Genomic DNA, 20311 nt, shown 5'->3' with positions numbered 1-20311 from the left:
TTAAAACTGTTCGTCCGCGCTCAGGTAACGCCATTGGCCCGTCGGCAAGTCGCCCAGCTTGACCTTGCCGATGCGCACGCGTTTCAGGCCCAGCACTTTCAGGCCGACGGCTTCGCACATGCGGCGGATCTGGCGTTTCTTGCCTTCGCGCAAGGTAAAGCTCAGCTGGTCTTCATTTTGCCAACGCACCTTGGCCGGCAGCAGCGGTTTGCCGTCGAGCCATAGGCCGTGGTTGAGCTTTTTCAGTTCGCTGTCGGGCAGGGTGCCGCCCTTGGTGTAGCTCACGCGCACCAGGTATTCCTTGTCGATATCGGTATCGTGGCCGATCAGCTGCTTGGCCACGCGGCCGTCCTGCGTCAGGACGAGCAAGCCGACGGAATCGATGTCCAGGCGGCCCGCCGCCACCAGGCTGCGCAGCTGGGTGGGGTGGAATTGTTCCGGGCTGCGGTCTTCCGCCCAGCGGTTTTCCGCCTTGATCAGGGCCACGGCCGGCGTGTAGCCGTCTTCGGCCTGGCCGCTGACGTAGCCGACGGGTTTGTTGATGAGGACGGTGACCCGCTTCGATTGCTCGGCCGCCGCCTGGCGTTCCACGGTGACCCGCTGGCTGGGGTAGACCTTGCTGCCCAGCTCGGACACCACCTTGCCATCCACACGGACCCAGCCGCGTGCGATCCATTCATCGGCTTCACGGCGGGAGCACAGGCCCAGTTCGGACATGCGTTTGGACAAGCGTAATAATTCTTCGGTCATGTTGTTTCAGTTTCAGTAAGGTAGGCGCTGCGCGGAAAGTCTACACTTTCAGCGCATCGAGTAAATCGGTTTCCAGCAATATCTGGTTGCGGGCATTGTTGAGCGCGGGACCGTCGACGAGGAAAACGTCTTCGACCCGCTCGCCCAGGGTCATGATCTTGGCCGTGTGCAAGTTGATGCGGTACTTGGTCAGCACGTTGGCAATCGCATACAGCAGCCCCGTGCGGTCGTTGGCCGCTACCGACAGCAAATAGTATTGGCCCTTTTCATCGGGCCGCAAATCCACGGTCGGCTGGAAGGGGAAGGTGCGCGACAGGCGCGACAGCCGTCCCTTGCCCGGCGGCGGCAGCGGCGTTTGCGACTGCAGCAGCTCGCCCAGCTCATGCTCGATCAGGCTGATGATGTCGCGGTAGCTCTTGGCGAAGTTTTGCTCCGTGACAAGGAACGTGTCGAGCGCATAGCCATTCTTGGTCGTGTGGATCTTCGCGTCGAGAATGCTGAAGTTCTTGCGGTCGAAATAGCTGCAGATGCGCGCGAACAGGTCGGGCTGGTCGGGAATGTACACGGCCACCTGCAAGCCTTCGCCGATGGGCGCCAGCCGGCATTTTACCACCGGCAACTTGCTGTCGAGCTTGTCATACAGCGAGCGTGTCTGCCAGGCGATGTCGGACGCGTCGTGGCGCAGAAAATACGCCACGTCCAGCTGCTGCCACAATTTCAGGTGCGCGTCCGGCGGCAAGCCGTACAGGCGCAGGGTGGCCAGCGCTTCCTGCTGGCGGTTTTTCAGTTCGCGGTCGGCCGTGTGCGGCTCGCCGCCCAGCACGCGCAAGGTGATCTTGTACAGGTCTTCCAGCAGCTTGCCCTTCCAGGCATTCCACACTTTCGGGCTGGTGCCGCGTATGTCGGCCACCGTCAGCAGGTACAGGCCCGTCAGGTGGCGCTCGTCCTTGACCACCTTTGCAAAGGCGGCGATGACGTCGGGATCGGACAAATCCTGTTTTTGCGCCACTTGCGACATGGTCAGGTGATTTTCCACCAGGAAAGCCACCAGTTCCGTGTCTTCTTCCGACAGGCCATGCTCCTGGCAGAACTGGGTGGCGTCGGCCACGCCCAGCTTCGAATGGTCGCCGCCGCGGCCCTTGGCGATGTCGTGGAACAGGGCCGCCACGTACAGCAGCCACGATTGCGAGAAATCGGCCATCAGTTGGCTGCAGAACGGGTATTCGTGCGCGTGTTCGCTCATGGTGAAGCGGCGCATGTTGCGCACCACCATCAAAATATGCTGGTCGACCGTGTACACGTGGAACAGGTCGTGCTGCATCTGGCCTACGATGCGGCGGAAATTCGGCAGGTAGCGCCCCAGGATGCTCATCTCGTTCATGCGCCGCAGCGCATGGATGATGCCGACCGGCGCTTGCATGATGCGCAGGAAGAGGGCGCGGTTGACGGGGTCCTGGCGGAAGGCGGCGTCGATCTTGAAGCGCGCGTGCCACAGGGCCCGCGTGGCGCGCGAGGTCATGCCCTTCAGGGCGGGGCGTTCCGTCATCAGCACGAAGACTTCCAGCATGGCCGATGGGTATTGCTCGAACGTATCGTCGGCGCTGATGTCGATCAGGCTGTTGACTTCATTGAAGCGTGCGTTGATGGGCACAGCCACGTCGTCTTGCGGAAACAATCGCGCTTCGATGTTTTGCAGCAAGATCGTGTTGAGCTGGGTCACCGTCTTGGCGGCCCAGTAGTAGCGCTGCATGAGGAATTCGCTGGCGCGGCGCATGTGCGGCCCGCTGCCCGTCGCCTGCAAGCCCAGCGATTCGGCGATGGCCGTCTGCACGTCGAACACGAGGCGGTCTTCGCGCCGCCCCGCATGCAGGTGCAGGCGCACGCGGATATCCTTGAAGGCGCGCTCCTTTTCCATCAGCTGGCGCGCTTCCGTCAGGGTGATCAGGCCGCCCGTGGCCAGGGTGCGCCACGAGTTTGCCAGGCCGGCCGCCTTGGCTACCCACAGGATCACCTGCAAGTCGCGCAAGCCGCCCGGGCTTTCCTTGCAATTCGGTTCCAGGCTGAAGGCCGTGTCTTCATATTTGGCATGGCGCTGGCGCATTTCCGCCGTTTTCGCCTGGAAAAACGCCTGCGGGTCCATGGCCGCGTCATAGCGTTGCTGCAATTGCGCGAACAAGTCCGCGTTGCCGCACACGAGGCGCGCTTCGAGCAAGCTCGTTTGCACGGTGATGTCGGCCTTCGATTCGACCAGGCATTCATCGACCGTGCGGATGCTGTGGCCGATTTCCAGGCCCAGGTCCCACAGCAGCTGCACCAGTTCCTCGAGCTTTTCCTGCGTGGCCCCATCGGGCGCCTGTTGCAGCAGGATCAGCAGGTCGACGTCGGAATACGGAAACAGTTCGCCGCGGCCATAGCCGCCCACGCCCACCAGGGAAGTGCCTGGCGGCAAGCCCGCTTCCTGCCAGGCGCGCGCCAGTACGCCGTCGACGCTGTGGCGCAGGCTGCGCAGCAGTTTTTCAGGCTTGCCGTCGGCCTGGAAGGCCGCAATGACGACCTGGCGGTCGGCTTTCAGTTGCTGTTTCAGCTGTTCCCGAACTTGCTTTTTCATCTGGGCCCTGGGTGGCGGTGCGTGGGGTGGAGAATCAGGCTTTGTTCAGGATCAAGGCCGGTGGCGGCGGCATGCCGGGCGAGACGGTCAGCACTTCATAGCCCGTTTCCGTCACCAGCACCGTGTGTTCCCATTGCGCCGACAGGCTGCGGTCCTTGGTTTTGATGGTCCAGCCATCGTTCATTTCGCGGATTTCGCGGCGGCCCGAGTTGATCATCGGTTCGACGGTGAAGATCATGCCCGCTTCCAGGCGTTCCAGGGTGCCTGGTTTGCCGTAATGCAACACTTGCGGTTCTTCATGGAAGACCTTGCCGATGCCGTGGCCGCAGAATTCGCGCACCACGCTGTAGCCGGCCTTTTCCGCGTGCTGCTGGATGGCGTGGCCGATATCGCCCAGGTGGGCACCGGGCTTGATCTGGGCTATGCCCAGCCACATGCATTCATAGGTGATTTCCGACAGGCGCTTGGCCAGGATGGTCGGCGTGCCGACGAGGAACATGCGGCTGTTGTCGCCGTGGTAGCCATCCTTGATGACGGTGATGTCGAGGTTGACGGAGTCGCCGCTTTTCAAGACCTTGTCGCCGGGGATGCCATGGCAGATGACGTCGTTGACGGAGGTGCAGATGGCTTTCGGGTAGGGCGTGTAGCCGGGCGGGCAATAGTTCAGCGGGGCAGGGATGGTGCCTTGCACGTTGACCATGTATTCGTGGCACAGGCGGTCCAGTTCGCCGGTCGTGACGCCGACCTTGACGAAGGGGGTGATGTAGTCGAGCACTTCGGCGCCGAGTTTGCCGGCAACGCGCATGCCTTCGATGTCGGCGGCGGTATTGATACGGATGGTGGACATGATGTAATTCGCAATCTGCAAGTTGTTCGGGTGAAAAGCACAGACGAATCTCAGCGTAGGAGGAAAAGTCTGCAAATATGTCGAAATTATAAACGAGGCGCCCTGTATCCGCCGCCTCCATCCTATGGCAGGTTGGCGTTTTTTGCGGGAATGGCCATGGCGGATACGCCTTGCACCAGCGTGGTGCAACGCTTGCCGTCGCTGCGCGCGCGATTTGCGCCGTGGACTTGATGAAATGGGCATTTCGGTGTAGAATCCCGGGTTGCTTGAATTCTCTTTTAAGCAATGTAGTAAAACAGTGTCTTTAATTTATATAAACACGCGAATCCGGTCGACAAGGGTGCCTGTATGGTGACTGATCGGATTCCAGACCCAACCCTGGAGTTAATAATGTCCGTAACAATGCGCGAAATGCTGGAAGCCGGTGTCCACTTTGGTCACCAAACCCGTTTTTGGAATCCAAAAATGGCACCGTTCATCTTTGGCCATCGCAACAAGATCCACATCATCAACCTGGAAAAAACCATGGCGATGTACCAGGACGCAATGAAGCACGTGCGTCAACTGGCTGCAAACCGTGGCACCATCCTGATGGTTGGCACCAAGCGTCAAGCTCGCGAAATCATCGCTGCTGAAGCACAACGCGCTGGCGTGCCTTTCGTTGATCAACGTTGGTTGGGCGGCATGCTGACCAACTTCAAAACGATCAAAACCTCGATCAAGCGTCTGAAAGACATGGAAGTGATGATCGAAGACGGTTCGATCGAGAAGCTGTCGAAAAAAGAAGCGCTGATGTTCTCCCGCGAAATGATCAAGCTGCAAAAATCGATCGGCGGCATCAAGGACATGGGCGGCATTCCTGACGCAATCTTCGTCGTCGACGTCGGCTACCACAAAGGTGCGATCACCGAAGCAGCTAAACTGGGTATCCCGGTCATCGGCGTTGTCGATACCAACCACTCCCCAGAAGGCGTGAACTTCGTGATCCCAGGTAACGATGACTCCTCGAAAGCCATCATGTTGTACGCTCGCGGTGTTGCTGATGCAATCATCGAAGGCCGTGCAGCTGCCGGTAACGAAGTTGTTGAAATGGTTAAAGCAGCCGCTGGCGACGAATTCGTCGAAGTAAACGAACAGGCTTAATGGCCAGGCTATCGCAGGATAGCCGTTTGTAAGCACAGCAGTAAGGGAAAAGGGGTGGCAGCAGCTCCCCCTTTTTTTTAACAAAAAAACGATAGTGACCGCTGGCGAGGCATGCATGCCCGGCCGCGACTATCGACTCACCGAATCAGGAGAAACACATGGCAGCGATTACAGCAGCGATGGTAGGCGAATTGCGCGGCAAAACCGACGCACCAATGATGGAATGCAAAAAAGCACTGACCGAAGCCGAAGGCGACATGGCTCGTGCGGAAGAGATCCTGCGCGTCAAACTGGGCGGCAAGGCATCGAAAGCATCGGCACGCATCACCGCTGAAGGCGTCGTGGCAACTTACATCGCCAATGGCGTAGGCGCCCTGGTCGAAGTGAACTCGGAAACCGACTTCGTTGCGAAAAACGACGATTTCCTGGCACTGGCCAACAACGCTGCCCGTCTGGTAGCAGAACACAACCCGGCTGACGTCGCTGCCCTGCTGGCCCTGCCACTCGATGGCAAGACCCTGGAAGACGTGCGCGCTGCCCTGATCGGCAAAATCGGCGAAAACATGACCATCCGCCGCTTCCAGCGTTTCGAAACCAGCGCCAAGCTGGCTTCGTACCTGCACGGTTCGCGCATTGGCGTGATCGTCGAATTCGACGGCGCCGATGAGCAAGTCGGCAAAGACGTGGCCATGCACATCGCTGCCATGAAGCCAGTGTCGCTGTCGTCGAACGAAGTTCCTGCGGAACTGATCGAAAAAGAGCGTTCGGTTGCACAACTGAAAGCCGAAGAAGACGCAGCCAAAGCGGCCGCCGAAGGCAAACCAGCGCAATCGCCGGAAATCCTGGCCAAGCGCCTGGAAGGTTCCGTACAGAAGTTCCTGAAAGAAGTTTCCCTGCTGAACCAAGCTTTCGTGAAAAACGACAAGCTGTCGGTTGAGCAAATGCTGAAGGCGGCTAACACCAGCGTCAAAGGTTTCGCCATGTACGTAGTGGGCGAGGGCATCGAGAAGAAGCAAGACGACTTCGCAGCAGAAGTCGCAGCACAGATGGCTGCCTCCCAGGGAGCGTAAGTAAAGCGGGCCGAGAGGCCCGTTTTTTTGGCCCGCCCGCACCTGTCGTGCCGGGCGGCGGCATGGGCAGCTTCCTCCCGCCTATCCGGCGCTGCAAGGCGCTGCGCCATGTCATACTCGAATAACCTCATTTATGGAGCCCCAGCTCATGTCAAAACCAGCCTACAAGCGCGTCCTCCTCAAGTTGTCCGGCGAAGCCCTGATGGGTGATGATCCCTACGGCATCAACCGCGCCACGATCGAGCGCATGGTGGCCGATGTGGCCGAGGTGGCAAAGTTGGGTGTGGAACTGGCAATCGTGATTGGCGGCGGCAATATCTTCCGCGGCGTCGCGCCTGGTGCGCAAGGCATGGACCGCGCCACCGCCGACTACATGGGCATGCTTGCCACGGTGATGAACGCCCTGGCCCTGGCCGATGCCATGCGCCACGTCGGCATCACCGCGCGCGTCATGTCGGCCATCGGCATCGAGCAAGTGGTCGAGCCGTATGTCCGCCCGAAAGCCCTGCAATACCTGGAAGAAGGTAAAGTGGTCGTCTTCGCCGCCGGTACCGGCAATCCGTTCTTCACCACCGACACGGCAGCCGCCCTGCGCGGTTCCGAGATCAGCGCCGAGATCGTCCTGAAGGCCACCAAGGTCGACGGCGTCTACACGGCCGATCCCAAGAAGGATCCGAACGCCACCCTGTTTCACACGATTACGTTCGACGACGCCATCGCCAAGCACCTGCAAGTGATGGATGCCACCGCATTCGCCCTGTGCCGCGACCAGAAACTGCCAATCAAAGTGTTTTCGATCACCAAGCCGGGCGCGCTGATGCGCGTCATCATGGGTGAAGATGAAGGCACGCTGGTTCACGTATAAGGGAAGCGGAGCGCCGAGAAACCGCCCATGGCTGCGTTGCAGCGCCTCGCCGTACATTAAGTACTGTCTTCGGCGCTGCGCCTTGCCCTGAACGGTTTTCGGCACTCCCGGCTGCGGTACCATTCAACCCGCAAGCGCAATAGAATATTCATTATTATCAAGACAAGGAGTAGGTAATGTCCTTAGCTGACGTTAAAAAGAACACCCAGGAACGCATGACGAAGTCGCTGGAAACACTGCGGGCCGACTTGGCCAAAGTACGTACCGGCCGCGCCCATACGGGTATCCTGGACCACGTGATGGTCGATTACTACGGTTCGCCGACGGCGCTGACCCAGGTCGCCAACGTGACCCTGATCGACGCGCGCACCATTGGTGTGCAGCCGTACGAAAAGAAGATGGCCAACACCATCGAAAAAGCCATCCGCGACGCCGACCTGGGTTTGAACCCGTCGGCACAGGGCGACCTGATCCGCGTTCCGACGCCGCCGCTGACGGAAGAGCGCCGCAAGGAAATGGTCAAGCTGGTCAAGAGCGAAGCGGAAGACGCGAAGATTGCCGTGCGTAACATTCGCCGCGATGCGAACGAGTCGCTGAAGAAACTGGTCAAGGAAAAAGCCTGCTCCGAGGACGATGAGCGCCGCTCGTCGGAAGAAGTGCAGAAGCTGACGGACAAGTTTATTGCCGACATCGACAAGATGGTGGTCGACAAAGAAAAAGAAGTGCTGACGGTCTAGTTTTCAGTTCTTTTGACGCTGCCCGGAAAAGCATGGCTTTTCCGGGCAGTGCTATTTGGCGCATAATAGCTATCTTTTATTTTTGGTATTCGTGTTTTCATGATCTATTCGAGTTCGACAACGGCAGTACCTGAGGTGGGCACGGTGCCGCGCCATGTGGCAATCATTATGGATGGCAATGGCCGCTGGGCAACCAAGCGCTTCCTGCCCCGCGTGGCTGGCCACGTCAAGGGCGCCGACGCCGTGCGCGGCATCGTCGAGACTTGCCTCGATCGCGGTGTCGAGTACCTGACCCTGTTTGCCTTCAGTTCGGAAAACTGGCGCCGCCCGGAAGAAGAGGTGTCGATGCTGATGCGCCTGTTCGTTACCATGCTGGAACGCGAAGTGGTCAAGATGCACGCCAATGATATCCGCCTGAAGGTCGTGGGCGACCTGTCGCGCTTCAATGAGCAGTTGCAAACCCTGATCGCCAATGCGGAGCGCAAGACGGCGAACAACACGCGCCTGACGGTGTCCATCTGCGCCAATTACGGCGGCCGCTGGGATATCATGCAGGCAGTCAACAAAATGACGGCCGAGGCGGCAGCCAACGGCCAGAGCGCCGGGCACGCCTACACGGAAGAGCAACTGGCGCCGCACCTGGCCATGGCTTACGCGCCCGAGCCCGACCTGTTCATCCGCACGGGCGGCGAGCAGCGCATTTCCAATTTCCTCCTGTGGCAACTGGCGTACACTGAGTTGTTTTTCACCGAGACTTTCTGGCCCGACTTCAATGACGAGTGCCTCGACGCGGCAATCGCGTCTTACCAGCAGCGCGAACGGCGCTTTGGCCGTACCAGCGCGCAACTAACTGAAAAGACAAACTGATGCTGAAAACACGGATAATCACCGCCCTGGTCTTGTTGGCGGTCTTGCTGCCGGTTCTGTATCTGAATTACTTCCCCGCCTTCGCCGTGATCGCCACGGCGTTCTTCGGCGCCGCCATCTGGGAAAGCTTCCGCATTTTCAAAAATCGCCAGGCGCTCTTGATTGCCGCCATCTGGACTGCCGCCTTCGCTTATACGTTTTTTGTCGGCAACGGCATGGCGCAGCTCAATTTCTGGTTCGCCCTGTGCGTGGCCATCTGGCTGATCCGCTTCGTGCCTTCGCTGGCGACGGGCTTGCCGCCCACCGAAGGCCTGGGCAATACCTTGCTCAGTCTGGTGTATCCAGTGACCATCGTCGGCTGCTTCGTCGCCATCATCGCCCTGTTCCTGCATAGCCCTTTGTACCTGCTGTCCGTCATGGCCCTCGTGTGGATCGCCGATATCGGCGCGTATTTCTCGGGCAAGGCTTTCGGCAAGCACAAGCTGGCGCCAAGTATTTCTCCTGGTAAATCCTGGGAAGGCGCCATCGGCGGCGGCATCGCCGTGCTCGTCATCGCCGCCATCACGATTTTCGCCGCGCCAGCGCTGCCGGTCTTGCAAGACACCTTTGCCGTGCAGCTGCAATTGCGCCGCGGTTGGCTGGTGGCCTTGCTGGTGCTGCTGCTGATCGTCGCCGCCAGCATCGTCGGCGACCTGTTCGAATCCCAATTGAAGCGCCGCGCCGGCATCAAGGACAGCAGCAACCTGCTGCCTGGCCATGGCGGTGTACTCGACCGTATCGACGCGTTGATCCCGGTCCTGCCATTTGCCGCCCTCGTGGCCAGCTGGCTTTAAGGAAACTCATGCAATACATCACCATCCTAGGCGCGACCGGTTCGATCGGCGTGTCCACCCTGGACGTGCTCGCGCGTCACCCGGAGCAATACAGCGTGTATGCGTTGAGCGCGCACAGCCGTGTCGCCGAACTGGCCGCCCAGTGCCTGCAATTCCGTCCCCAGCGCGCCGTCGTCGGCACGGCTGACGCCGCCCTTGAGCTGACGCGTTTGCTGCGCGGGCAGGGCGTCGATACGCAAGTCGAGTATGGCGTGGAGGCACTGTGCGCCATCGCCAGCGCGCCGCAAGTGACGGGCGTGATGGCAGCCATCGTCGGCGCGGCCGGCCTGGCGCCGACCCTGGCGGCGGCACGTGCCGGGAAGAAAGTGTTGCTGGCCAACAAGGAAGCGCTGGTCATGTCCGGCCAGCTGTTCATCGATGCCGTGCATGACAACGGCGCCGTACTGCTGCCGATCGACAGCGAACATAACGCCATCTTCCAATGCATGCCGCATGCTCATGGCCGCGCGCCCGGCGCCGCGGGCGTGGCGAAAATCGTGCTGACGGCTTCCGGCGGCCCCTTCCTCACGCGCGACGTCGAGACGCTCGACACGGTCACGCCGGACCAGGCTTGCAAGCATCCGACCTGGGCCATGGGGCGCAAGATTTCCGTCGATTCGGCCACCATGATGAACAAGGGCCTGGAAGTGATCGAGGCGCACTGGCTGTTCGGCGCGCCGGCGGAGCAGATCGAAGTGCTGATCCACCCGCAAAGCGTGATCCATTCGATGGTGTCGTACATCGACGGTTCCGTGCTGGCCCAGTTGGGTAATCCGGACATGCGCACGCCGATCGCGCATGCGCTGGCATATCCACAGCGTATCAACTCTGGCGTGGCGCAGCTTGACCTGGCGCAAGTGGCCACCTTGCAGTTCGAACGTCCCGATTTCCGCCGCTTCCCCTGCCTGGCGCTGGCCTTCGACGCCTTGCGCGCGGGCGGCACGGCGCCGGCCTTGCTGAACGCGGCCAATGAAGTGGCCGTGCAAGCCTTCCTCGACGAACAGATCGGCTTCCGCCAGATCGACCGCGTCATCGCGCACGTGATCGAGACGGTGCCGCACGGCGCCGCCTCCAGCATCGAGGCCGTGATGGAGCAGGACCGCCTGGCCAGAGCGGCCGCGCACGCGTACATTGCCCACAGGCTGGCCGCATGACCCTGATTACCACCTTGCTGGCGTTCATCGTCGCGCTGGGCTCGCTGATCACCCTGCACGAGCTGGGCCACTATCTGGTGGCGCGCTGGTGCGGCGTAAAAGTGCTGCGTTTCTCGATCGGCATGGGAAAAGTGGTGTATTCGCGCAAGTTTGGCAAGGACCAGACGGAGTGGGCGATTTCCGCGCTGCCGCTGGGCGGCTATGTCAGCATGCTCGACAGCCGCGCGCAAGACCTCAGCGACTTGCCGGAAAGCGAATTGCGCCGCGAATTCACGCGCCAGAGCGTCTGGCGCCGCATCGCCATCGTGGCTGCCGGCCCGCTGGCCAACTTCCTCGTCGCCATCGTGCTGTATGCGGGCCTGTTCATGCATGGCATCGAAGAGCCGTCGAGCAAGCTCGGCCCCGTGGCCGAGCAGACCGCCGCCTATGCGGCCGGCTTGCGCAGCGGCGATACGGTCGAAGCGGTGAATGGCAAGGCTGTGGCCAGCTGGTCCGAGCTGCGCTGGGAACTGATCCAGGCCACCCTCGACAAGCAGCCGGCGCGCATCGAAGTGCGCCGTCCCGACCGTGGCCAACAGGAAGCGACCTTGCCGACGGCCAGCCTGACGGAAGCGGACCTGGAAGGCGACGTGCTGGGCAAGCTGGGCCTGACCCTGGCCCGTTCCGCGCCCACCTTGATGGAAATCATGCCCGATGGCGCCGCCGCGCGCGCCGGCTTGCAGAAAAACGACCAGATCCTGGCCATCGACGAACAGCCCGTGCACGACGTGGCGGCCGTCATCGCCACCCTGAGCCAGGCGCCGGGCCGGACCTTGCAATTACAGCTCTTGCGCCAGGGCCAGGACCTGACCCTGTCCATTACGCCGGACGCCGTGCCGGGCGCCGGGGTAGAGGGAGCTGTAACAGTTGGTAAGATACAGGCAAAGCTGGGACAGGTGCCGGATATGATCACCGTGGCCTCCGGACCGTTCTCTGCCGTGGGCAAGGCGTCCGCCAAGGTCTGGGATACCAGTGTCATGAGCCTGAAAATGCTGGGCAAAATGATCACCGGCCAGGTCTCGCTGAAGAATGTGACGGGGCCCATTACCATCGCCGATTACGCGGGCCAGACGGCGCGCATCGGCCTGGTAAGCTACCTGAGCTTCATTGCCTTCATCAGTATCAGTCTTGGCGTGATGAATTTGCTACCCATTCCTGTTCTGGATGGCGGGCATTTGCTGTATTATTCGCTGGAAGTTTTGACCGGACGCCCCTTGCCGGAGCGCGTAGGCGAGATTGCCCAGCGCCTGGGGATCGGTTTGTTGCTGACCTTGATGGTGCTTGCCGTCTTTAATGACGTGTTGCGATTGCTGAATTAGGGCCGTGGTTGATGCCATTGCGTGAGTCGCACAAGCAATCTTTTGTGTATGTTGTCCATTGATTTACCCATTGAATAACCCCAATGAAATTACATTCTGCTCGTTTTGCCTTGCCTTCCTTTCGTCGCAGCCTGATCGGCGCCGCCGTCATGGCCATCTGTTCCGGCCACGCGCTGGCCGTCCAGCCATTTACTGTCAAGGACATCCGGGTCGAAGGGATCCAGCGTACCGAAGCGGGCACCGTCTTTGCCTACCTGCCGGTGCGGGTCGGCGAAACGTTCTCCGACGAGAAGAGCGTTGCCGCCATCAAGGCCCTGTATGCGACGGGCATGTTCAAGGATGTGCGCCTGGAAGCCGAGGGCGACGTGCTGGTGGTGCTGGTCGAGGAACGTCCGGCCATCGCTTCCGTGGCATTTACGGGTACCAAGGAATTTGAAAAGGATGTGCTGGTCAAGGCATTGAAGGAAATCGGCGTGGGCGAAGCCAAGATTTTCGACAAGGCGTCTGTTGACCGCGCGGAACAGGAACTCAAGCGCCAGTACCTGTCGCATGGCTTGTACGGCGTGAAGATCACCACCACCGTCACGCCGATCGAGCGCAACCGCGTCAACGTGGTGTTCGCCGTCGACGAGGGCGACGTGGCCCGCATCAAGCAAATCAACATCGTCGGCAACAAGGCCTTCACCGACAAGGAACTGCGCGAGCAGCTGGCCCTGAACACGGGCGGCTGGTTCAGCTGGTACACCAAGGCCGATCAATATTCGAAGACCAAGCTGACGGGCGACATCGAGTCGCTCAAATCCTACTACCTGGACCGCGGCTATATCGAAATGCAGGTCGACTCGACACAAGTGTCGATCACGCCCGATAAAAAAGACATTTACTTGACGATCAATATCACCGAAGGTGAAAAGTACAAGATCGCCGGCACCAAGTTCGAAGGCGAGATGTTCGGTCGCGAAGAAGAACTGAAAGCCCTGAACCTGATGCGCGAAGGCGAAATCTATTCGGGCGCGCGCCTGACGGCGACGAACAAGCGCATCCAGGACCGCCTGGCCACGTTCGGCTACGCGTTTGCCAACGTCAACGCCAATCCGGAAATCAACCGTGAAAAGCATGAAGTCGGTTTCACCTTCTTCATCGATCCGGGCAAGCGCGTCTACGTGCGCCACATGAATATCGCCGGCAATACCACCACGCGCGATGAAGTCATCCGCCGCGAATTCCGTCAGTTCGAATCGTCCTGGTATGACAGCAACAAGATCAAGCTGTCGCGCGACCGTGTCGACCGTCTGGGCTACTTCAAGGACGTGACCATCGACACGCCGGAAGCGCAGGGCACGACCGACCAGGTCGACGTCAATGTGACGGTGGTGGAAAAACCAACGGGTAACTTCCTGATCGGCGGCGCTTTCTCGCAATCGGAAAAATTCACCCTGTCGGCGTCGATTTCGCAGGCCAACTTTGCCGGTAGCGGCAACACGGTCGGTATTGAACTCAATACCAGCCATTACAGCCGCACGATTGCGTTTTCGCAAACCAATCCGTACTTCACGGACGACGGCATTTCGCGCAGCTTTGAAGTCTACCTGCGGACGACGGAACCGCCGGCGCTGAACATCGGCAGCTACAAGATCAAGCAAACCGGTGGCCGCGTCAGTTTCGGCGTGCCGTTCTCCGAAGTCGACACCGTCTTCTTCGGTATCGGCGGCGAGCGCTCGCGCATCGAGACCGACGTCACCAGCCCGATCCGCTTCAAGCAGTACGTGGTCGACAATGGCGGCCCGTCCGACGGTATCGGTTCGGCCACCACCAATTCCATCCCGCTGACGGCGGCATGGCAGCGCGACAGCCGCGACAGCGCCATGACGCCATCGATCGGCCGCTACCAGCGCATCAACCTGGAGGCTGACCTGATCGGCGACCAGAAGTACTTCCGTGCCATCTACGAGCACCAGTACTTCCGTCCGCTGTTCAGCAAGATCACCCTGGCGCTGAAGGGCGAGATCGATTACGGCCACGGTATCGGCAAGCACGTGTATCCGGTCTTCAAGAACTTCTACGGCGGCGGCATCGGTTCCGTGCGCGGCTATCTGAGTTCCTCGCTGGGCGCGGTTGAACCGAGCACCAACGATGCCCTGGGCGGCGCTTCGCGCCTGATCGGTAACGCGGAACTGCAGATGCCATTCCCCGGTTCGGGCAATGACCGCAGTCTGCGCTGGTTCGGTTTCCTTGACGGCGGCCAGGTCTACCAGGAAGGCGAAAAAATGCGGATTTCGCAATTGCGCTATTCTGCTGGCTTGGGCATCAGCTGGATTTCACCGGTGGGCCCGCTCAAGCTGAGCTATGCCAAGCCGCTGAACGCCAAGCCGACGGACCGCCTGGAGCGCTTCCAGTTCCAGATGGGCACCGGTTTCTAACCGGCCATCTGAACCGGGGCGACAGCTTTTACTTTTTGACCATGGAGTATCATGAACACCGCATCCGCTACCCTGCCCAAGTCCCTTGCCATGATTGCATTGTGCTGGAGTTCGCTGTTGCCGGTGCAGGCGCAGGCTCAGGAGTCGAAGATCGCCTGGATCAGCAGCGAACGTATTTATAACGAATCGAGGCTGGCCAAGCTGGCCAGCGCCAAGCTGGCCGAAGAGTTCCGCTCGCGTGAAAAAGCCGTGCAGGAACTGGCCAGCCGCTTCAAGGTCGCCAACGAAGCCCTGGAAAAGGACATGCCGACCCTGAGCGAGGCGGAGCGCGCCAAGCGCCAGCGCGAGTTTTTCGAGCTGGACAAGGAGCTGCAACGCCGCCAGCGCGAGTTCCGCGAAGACCTGAGTCAGCGCACGAACGAAGAGCGCAGCGCCATCGCGGAAAAAGCCAACACCATCATCCAGCAGATGGCGCATATCGAAGGATATGACATCGTGCTGCAGGAAGCCCTGTGGGCCAGCCCGCGCATCGACATTACCGACAAGGTCTTGAAGGCGCTGGACAAGTAATCGAAACGGTTTCAAGCCTGCCAGTGCATGCTCTGCGTGCACTGGCAGGCGTATTTATAAAGGTAATCAGATGGGCACTCGACTAGGAGAATTGGTCGAACGCTTCGGCGGGCAATTGGCGGGCGATCCGAACCTGGAAGTCACAGGCATCGCACCGCTGGCCGACGCCGGCGCTTCGCACATCAGCTTTCTCAGCAATAGCAAATTCCGCGCACAGGCGGCCAGCAGCGGCGCTGCCGCGCTGATCCTCACGCCGGCCGACGACGCGCTGATCGGCGACGAGTACGCCGGCGCGCGCATCGTCACACCGAATCCCTATGTGTATTTCGCGCGCGCGGCGCAGTATTTCGCCGCCTTGCACGAGATCAAGGCCCCGGTCGGCATCCATCCGGGCGCCTTTGTCGACGCCAGCGCGCAGGTTGACGCCAGCGCCTCCATCGGCGTGCATGCGGTGATCGAAGCGGGCGCCGTGATCGGTGCCGGCTGCGTCATCGGGCCTGGCTGCGTGGTGGGGCGCGACGCCGTCATCGGCGCAGGCACGCAACTGCTGGCCAACGTGACCTTCCATGCGCGCTGCGTGATCGGCCAGCGCGGCATCATCCATTCGGGCGCCGTGATCGGCACCGACGGATTCGGCTTTGCCAACGAAGGCGGCGTGTATATCAAGATTCCGCAGACGGGCAGGGTGGTGATCGGTGACGATGTCGATATCGGCGCCAACACCACCATCGACCGCGGCGCACTGGCCGACACCATCATCGAAGATGGCGTCAAGCTCGATAACCAGATCCAGATCGGCCACAACTGCCATATCGGCGCACACACGGCCATGGCCGGCTGCGTCGGCGTGGCCGGCAGCGCCGTCATCGGCAAGTACTGCACCTTTGGCGGCGCCGCCATGGTGCTGGGCCACCTGACCATTGCCGACCGCGTCCACGTGGGCTCGGGCAGCATGGTCTCGCGTTCGATCGCGGAGCCGGGCCAGTACACGGGTTTTTATCCGCTGGCCAAGAACGCCGACTGGGAAAAGAGCGCCGCCATCGTGCGCAACCTGTCAAGCATGCGCGAGAAGATCCGCGCGCTTGAAAAAACAATTAAAACACTGACCACGCAAGACGAAAAATGACTACTGAAAAAAAGACCCTCGACATCCTGGCCATCAAATCGCTGCTGCCGCACCGCTATCCGCTGCTGCTGGTTGACCGCGTGCTGGACTGGGAAGCGAACAAAACCATCACCGCCATCAAGAACGTGACGGTCAACGAAGAGTTCTTCCAGGGCCATTTCCCGCACAAACCGGTCATGCCCGGCGTGCTGATGATCGAAGCGCTGGCGCAAACGGCGGCCTTGCTGTCGTTCCTGTCGATGGGCGTGAAACCGGACGAAAATTCGGTGGTGTACTTCGTCGGCATCGACAATGCGCGCTTCAAGCGTCCTGTCGAACCGGGCGACCAGCTGAAAATGGATGTGGAAATCCTGCGCGTCTCGCGCGGCATCTGGAAATACAAGGCAGTCGGCTCCGTCGACGGCAAGGTGGCGCTGGAAGCGGAACTGATGTGCACCATCCGCAGCGCGCAGGATGCGAGCCAGTCTGCGAGCCAGCCAGCGGGGCAGTAATATGGCGGCCATCCACTCCACGGCAGTCATCGATCCGAAGGCCGAGCTCGACAGCTCGGTCGAGGTGGGTCCGTACACCATCATCGGTCCGCATGTGCGCATCGGCGCCGGCACCAAGGTCGGCCCGCACGTGGTCATCGACGGCCATACGACGATCGGCAGCGACAACCACCTGTTCCAGTTTTCTTCCATCGGCGCGCAGCCGCAGGATAAAAAATGGGCGGGCGAGGCGACGCGCCTGGAAATCGGCGACCGCAACACCATCCGCGAATTCTGCACCTTCAACACGGGTACCGTGCAGGGCGGCGGCGTGACGCGCCTGGGCAACGACAACTGGATTTCGGCATACGTGCACCTGGCGCACGACTGCCTGGTGGGCAATAACACCATCTTTTCGAACAACGCCCAGTTGGCGGGCCACGTGGAGATCGGCGACTGGGTCATCATGAGCGGCTTCGCCAACGTGCACCAGTTCTGCAAGATCGGTGCGCATGCCTTTGTCGGCATGAGCACCAGCCTGACGCAGGACGTGCCGCCTTTTGTGCTGTTGAACGGCAATCCGGCGCAGGCGCATGGCGTCAATATCGAGGGCTTGAAACGCCGCGGCTTTACGCGCGAGCAGATCAACGGCATCCGTACCGCGTATAAACTCATCTACCGCTCGGGACTGACCCTGGAGGAATCGAAGGCAGCCCTGTTCGAAGAAGAAGCGGCGTCGTCGCCCGAGGTGGCGCAACACATTCGCGCCATGCGCGAATTCCTTGGCGTGGCCTCGCGTGGCATCGTCCGCTGACCAGGCCAGCGGCCTCGCTGTCGCCAACGTCGCCATCGTCGCCGGCGAGGTGTCGGGCGACCTGCTGGCCAGCCGGCTGCTGTCCGGCCTCGTGCCGCAGCTGCCCGGCACGCGCTTCCACGGCATTGGCGGCGAGCACATGGCCAAGCAGGGCTTTGTATCCGACTGGCCGCTCGACAAGCTGACGGTACGGGGCCTGTTCGAAATCATTCCCCGCTACCGCGAAATCAAGGGCATCCAGAACGCGCTGCGCGACCAGTTGCTGGCCGAGCGTCCCGCCGTCTTCATCGGCGCCGATTACCCCGGCTTCAATCTGGGCCTGGAACAGCAGCTCAAGGAAGGCGGCATCCCCACCGTGCACTACATCGGGCCGCAGATCTGGGCCTGGCGCGGCGGGCGCATCAAGAAAATCATCAAGGCCGTCTCGCACATGCTGGTGATCTTCCCGTTCGAGGAAGAGATCTACCGCAAGGCGGGCGTGCCCGTCACCTATGTCGGCCATCCGCTGGCCGAAATGATCCCCTTGCAGCCCGACGAAGCGGCCGCGCGCCGCACCCTGGGCTTGCCGGACGACGCGAACGTCGTGACCCTGATGCCGGGCAGCCGCATGGGCGAGCTCAAATACAATACGGTGGCGTTCGTGGCTGCCTGCAAGCTGCTGCTGGCGCGCGACCGCTCCCTGCGTTTCGTCGCGCCCATGGCCGGTGAAAAACAGCGCCAGTACTTTTTGCAGCTGATCCGCGAAGCGGGCCTGCAGGACGTCGAGATACTGCTGACGGATGGCGGCTCGCATACGGCCATCTGCGCCGCCGATGCGGTGCTGGTGGCGTCCGGCACGGCCTCGCTGGAAGTAGCGTTGTACAAGAAACCCATGGTCATCGCCTACAAGATGATGCGGGCGTCGTGGGAAATCATGCGCCACATGGGTTACCAGCCGTGGATCGGTTTGCCGAATATCCTGGCGCGCGACTACCTGGTGCCCGAGCTGCTGCAAAACGCGGCCAGCCCGGAAGCGCTGGCCGAGGCCATGTGGCAGCAGCTGAGCGACGTGCCGGGCCGCCTGCGCCTGGTGCAGCGCTTCACGGACATGCACCACAGCTTGCTGCGCGACAGCGCGCGCGAAAGCGCCAACGCCGTCATGCAAGTCATCGCCGCCAACCGCAAGTAACTCCCGATCACCGCTTCAACTGCAGTACCAACCAAAGATTCAACGTGAAAAATATCTATCCCGGCCTGTTTGACGACTTGCCATTCTCGCTCGATGAAATCATCTGCGGTGTCGACGAGGCAGGGCGCGGTCCGCTGGCCGGCCCCGTGTTCGCCGCCGCCGTGATCCTCGACCCGAACCGGCCCATCGACGGCTTGCGCGATTCGAAAAAGCTCACCGAAGCCAGGCGCGACCTGCTGGCGCCGAAAATCAAGGCCAAGGCCCTGGCCTGGGCCATCGCCGAAGCGTCGGAAGAGGAAATCGACCGCCTGAACATTTTGCAGGCGTCGATGCTGGCCATGCGCCGTGCCGTCGAGGCTTTGACTACCGTGCCGACCCTGGCCCTGATCGACGGCAACCGCTGCCCCGTGATGCCGATACGCGGCATGGCCATCATCGGCGGCGACGACAAGGTCGATTCGATTTCCGCCGCCTCGATCCTGGCCAAGACGGCGCGCGACGCGGCACTGGTGCACCTGCATGCGGCCTATCCCGAATACTGCTTCGATCAGCACAAGGGCTATGGCACGAAATTGCACCTGGAGCGCCTGCACCTGCACGGCGCCTCGCCCGTGCACCGCCGCTCGTTCGCGCCCGTGCGCAACGTGATCGCCCTGTTTGGCGCGCAGGAGGTGGTGGCATGAAGACGATTACCTCGCGCGACAATGCGCAATACAAGGATTTGCTGAAACTGGCGGGCAGTTCGCAGGCGCGCCGCAAGTCGGGCCGCACCCTGCTCGACGGCGTGCACCTGTGCCAGTCCTATCTGCAGCTGCGCGGCATGCCGGAGCAGTGCATCGTCAGCGAAAGCGCCTTGCAGAACCCGGAAGTGGCAGACATCGTCGGCCAGCTGGAAAGCCAGCGCGCGCATGTGCTGGGCTTGCCCGACGCGCTGTATCACGCCGTGAGCCAGGTCGAGCACGGCGTGGGCGTGATGTTTCTGATCGAGACGCCGGAACGGGCCGTCACGCAGCCGCTGAGCGTGTCGGCCGTGCTGCTCGATAACCTGCAAGATCCGGGCAACGTGGGTTCCATCCTGCGCAGCGCGGCCGCCGCCGGCATCACGCAGGTGTATTGCAGCGCCGGCACGGCCTTCTGCTGGTCGCCGAAGGTGCTGCGCGCGGCGATGGGCGCGCACTTCGTGCTCGATATCTTTGAAAACGTCGACCTGGCAGCGCTCGTTTCCGGCGCCAAGGTGGCGACGCTCGCCACCAGCGGCTATGCCACGCAGCGATTGTACGACGTCGACCTGCGCCAGCCCGTCGCCTGGCTGTTCGGCCATGAAGGGCAGGGCGTGGCCGACGATCTGCTGTCGATGGCGACGCACCAGGTGGTCATTCCCCACCTGGGCCAGATCGAATCGCTGAACGTGGCCGCCTGCGCCGCCGTCTGCTTCTTCGAGCAGCTGCGCCAGGGCCAGGCCTGAACAGGGT

The 20311-nt window shown here is 61.3% G+C and carries 19 protein-coding genes; 16 read left to right on the top strand and 3 right to left on the bottom strand.

All coding sequences use genetic code 11. The annotated features are described in order from the left end of the window. Genes OX459_RS12965 through map form a run of 3 tightly spaced genes read right to left on the bottom strand, consistent with a single transcriptional unit; the run spans position 1 to position 4205 of the window. Complete coding sequence (locus OX459_RS12965) at positions 1–750, bottom strand: pseudouridine synthase (RefSeq protein WP_034752263.1); 750 nt, start codon at positions 748–750, stop codon at positions 1–3. Positions 751–790: 40 nt separating this feature from the next. Then, positions 791–3358 carry a [protein-PII] uridylyltransferase gene (locus OX459_RS12960; protein ID WP_289905337.1) on the bottom strand — a complete coding sequence of 856 codons (2568 nt, stop codon included), beginning with the start codon at positions 3356–3358 and terminating at the stop codon, positions 791–793. Between the two features lie 34 nt (positions 3359–3392). Next, the gene (gene map / locus OX459_RS12955) at positions 3393–4205 is read right to left on the bottom strand and encodes a type I methionyl aminopeptidase (protein ID WP_099668116.1); all 813 of its coding nucleotides are present in this window, start codon (positions 4203–4205) and stop codon (positions 3393–3395) included. A gap of 390 nt (positions 4206–4595) precedes the next feature. Between map and rpsB the strand changes: the two genes are divergently transcribed. The 16 genes from rpsB (at position 4596) to OX459_RS12875 (ending at position 20304) form a co-directional block, all read left to right on the top strand. After that, positions 4596–5348, top strand: coding sequence for a 30S ribosomal protein S2 (rpsB, locus tag OX459_RS12950; RefSeq protein WP_010397614.1), 753 nt, complete (start codon positions 4596–4598; stop codon positions 5346–5348). 158 nt (positions 5349–5506) lie between these two features. Further along, entirely contained in the window at positions 5507–6418 is a 912-nt protein-coding gene (tsf, locus tag OX459_RS12945) for a translation elongation factor Ts (protein ID WP_034752260.1), read from the top strand. A 148-nt stretch (positions 6419–6566) separates the two neighbouring features. Then, entirely contained in the window at positions 6567–7283 is a 717-nt protein-coding gene (pyrH, locus tag OX459_RS12940) for a UMP kinase (RefSeq protein ID WP_034752258.1), read from the top strand. Positions 7284–7459: 176 nt separating this feature from the next. Next, the gene (frr, locus tag OX459_RS12935; protein WP_034784152.1) at positions 7460–8020 is read left to right on the top strand and encodes a ribosome recycling factor; all 561 of its coding nucleotides are present in this window, start codon (positions 7460–7462) and stop codon (positions 8018–8020) included. Between the two features lie 99 nt (positions 8021–8119). Continuing rightward, positions 8120–8887: a polyprenyl diphosphate synthase gene (gene uppS, locus OX459_RS12930; protein ID WP_099664331.1), complete on the top strand. Its 768-nt coding sequence runs from the start codon at positions 8120–8122 to the stop codon at positions 8885–8887. Further along, on the top strand, positions 8887–9720 hold the full coding sequence (locus OX459_RS12925; RefSeq protein WP_289905335.1) for a phosphatidate cytidylyltransferase: 834 nt from the start codon (positions 8887–8889) through the stop codon (positions 9718–9720). Before uppS ends, OX459_RS12925 begins: the two co-directional genes overlap by 1 nt. Before the next feature lie 8 nt (positions 9721–9728). Continuing rightward, on the top strand, positions 9729–10913 hold the full coding sequence (gene ispC / locus OX459_RS12920; protein WP_099664329.1) for a 1-deoxy-D-xylulose-5-phosphate reductoisomerase: 1185 nt from the start codon (positions 9729–9731) through the stop codon (positions 10911–10913). Further along, a complete protein-coding gene (gene rseP, locus OX459_RS12915) occupies positions 10910–12271 on the top strand; it encodes an RIP metalloprotease RseP (RefSeq protein WP_289905334.1) in 1362 nt (453 codons plus the stop codon). Before ispC ends, rseP begins: the two co-directional genes overlap by 4 nt. Positions 12272–12354: 83 nt before the next feature. Beyond that, complete coding sequence (bamA, locus tag OX459_RS12910; RefSeq protein ID WP_289905333.1) at positions 12355–14691, top strand: outer membrane protein assembly factor BamA; 2337 nt, start codon at positions 12355–12357, stop codon at positions 14689–14691. Between the two features lie 51 nt (positions 14692–14742). After that, positions 14743–15261, top strand: coding sequence for an OmpH family outer membrane protein (locus OX459_RS12905; RefSeq protein ID WP_099379860.1), 519 nt, complete (start codon positions 14743–14745; stop codon positions 15259–15261). Between the two features lie 70 nt (positions 15262–15331). Further along, the gene (gene lpxD, locus OX459_RS12900; RefSeq protein ID WP_289905332.1) at positions 15332–16387 is read left to right on the top strand and encodes a UDP-3-O-(3-hydroxymyristoyl)glucosamine N-acyltransferase; all 1056 of its coding nucleotides are present in this window, start codon (positions 15332–15334) and stop codon (positions 16385–16387) included. Then, positions 16384–16878 carry a 3-hydroxyacyl-ACP dehydratase FabZ gene (fabZ, locus tag OX459_RS12895; protein ID WP_071077748.1) on the top strand — a complete coding sequence of 165 codons (495 nt, stop codon included), beginning with the start codon at positions 16384–16386 and terminating at the stop codon, positions 16876–16878. The genes lpxD and fabZ overlap by 4 nt, the downstream gene beginning before the upstream one ends. Before the next feature lies 1 nt (position 16879). Then, a complete protein-coding gene (lpxA, locus tag OX459_RS12890) occupies positions 16880–17671 on the top strand; it encodes an acyl-ACP--UDP-N-acetylglucosamine O-acyltransferase (protein ID WP_034784140.1) in 792 nt (263 codons plus the stop codon). Then, positions 17655–18839 (top strand): lipid-A-disaccharide synthase, encoded by a 1185-nt coding sequence (gene lpxB, locus OX459_RS12885; RefSeq protein WP_289905331.1) that lies wholly within the window; start codon positions 17655–17657, stop codon positions 18837–18839. The genes lpxA and lpxB overlap by 17 nt, the downstream gene beginning before the upstream one ends. A gap of 44 nt (positions 18840–18883) precedes the next feature. Beyond that, positions 18884–19522, top strand: a complete 639-nt coding sequence (gene rnhB / locus OX459_RS12880; protein ID WP_289905330.1) for a ribonuclease HII — start codon at positions 18884–18886, stop codon at positions 19520–19522. Next, complete coding sequence (locus OX459_RS12875) at positions 19519–20304, top strand: RNA methyltransferase (RefSeq protein ID WP_251349116.1); 786 nt, start codon at positions 19519–19521, stop codon at positions 20302–20304. Before rnhB ends, OX459_RS12875 begins: the two co-directional genes overlap by 4 nt. The last annotated feature ends 7 nt before the right edge of the window (positions 20305–20311 follow it).

The sequence above is a fragment of the Janthinobacterium sp. SUN026 genome, from assembly GCF_030397625.1.
Lineage (GTDB): Bacteria > Pseudomonadota > Gammaproteobacteria > Burkholderiales > Burkholderiaceae_D > Janthinobacterium > Janthinobacterium kumbetense.
Note: the sequence above shows the minus strand (reverse complement) of the source record. Positions and strands in the feature narration are given on the sequence as shown.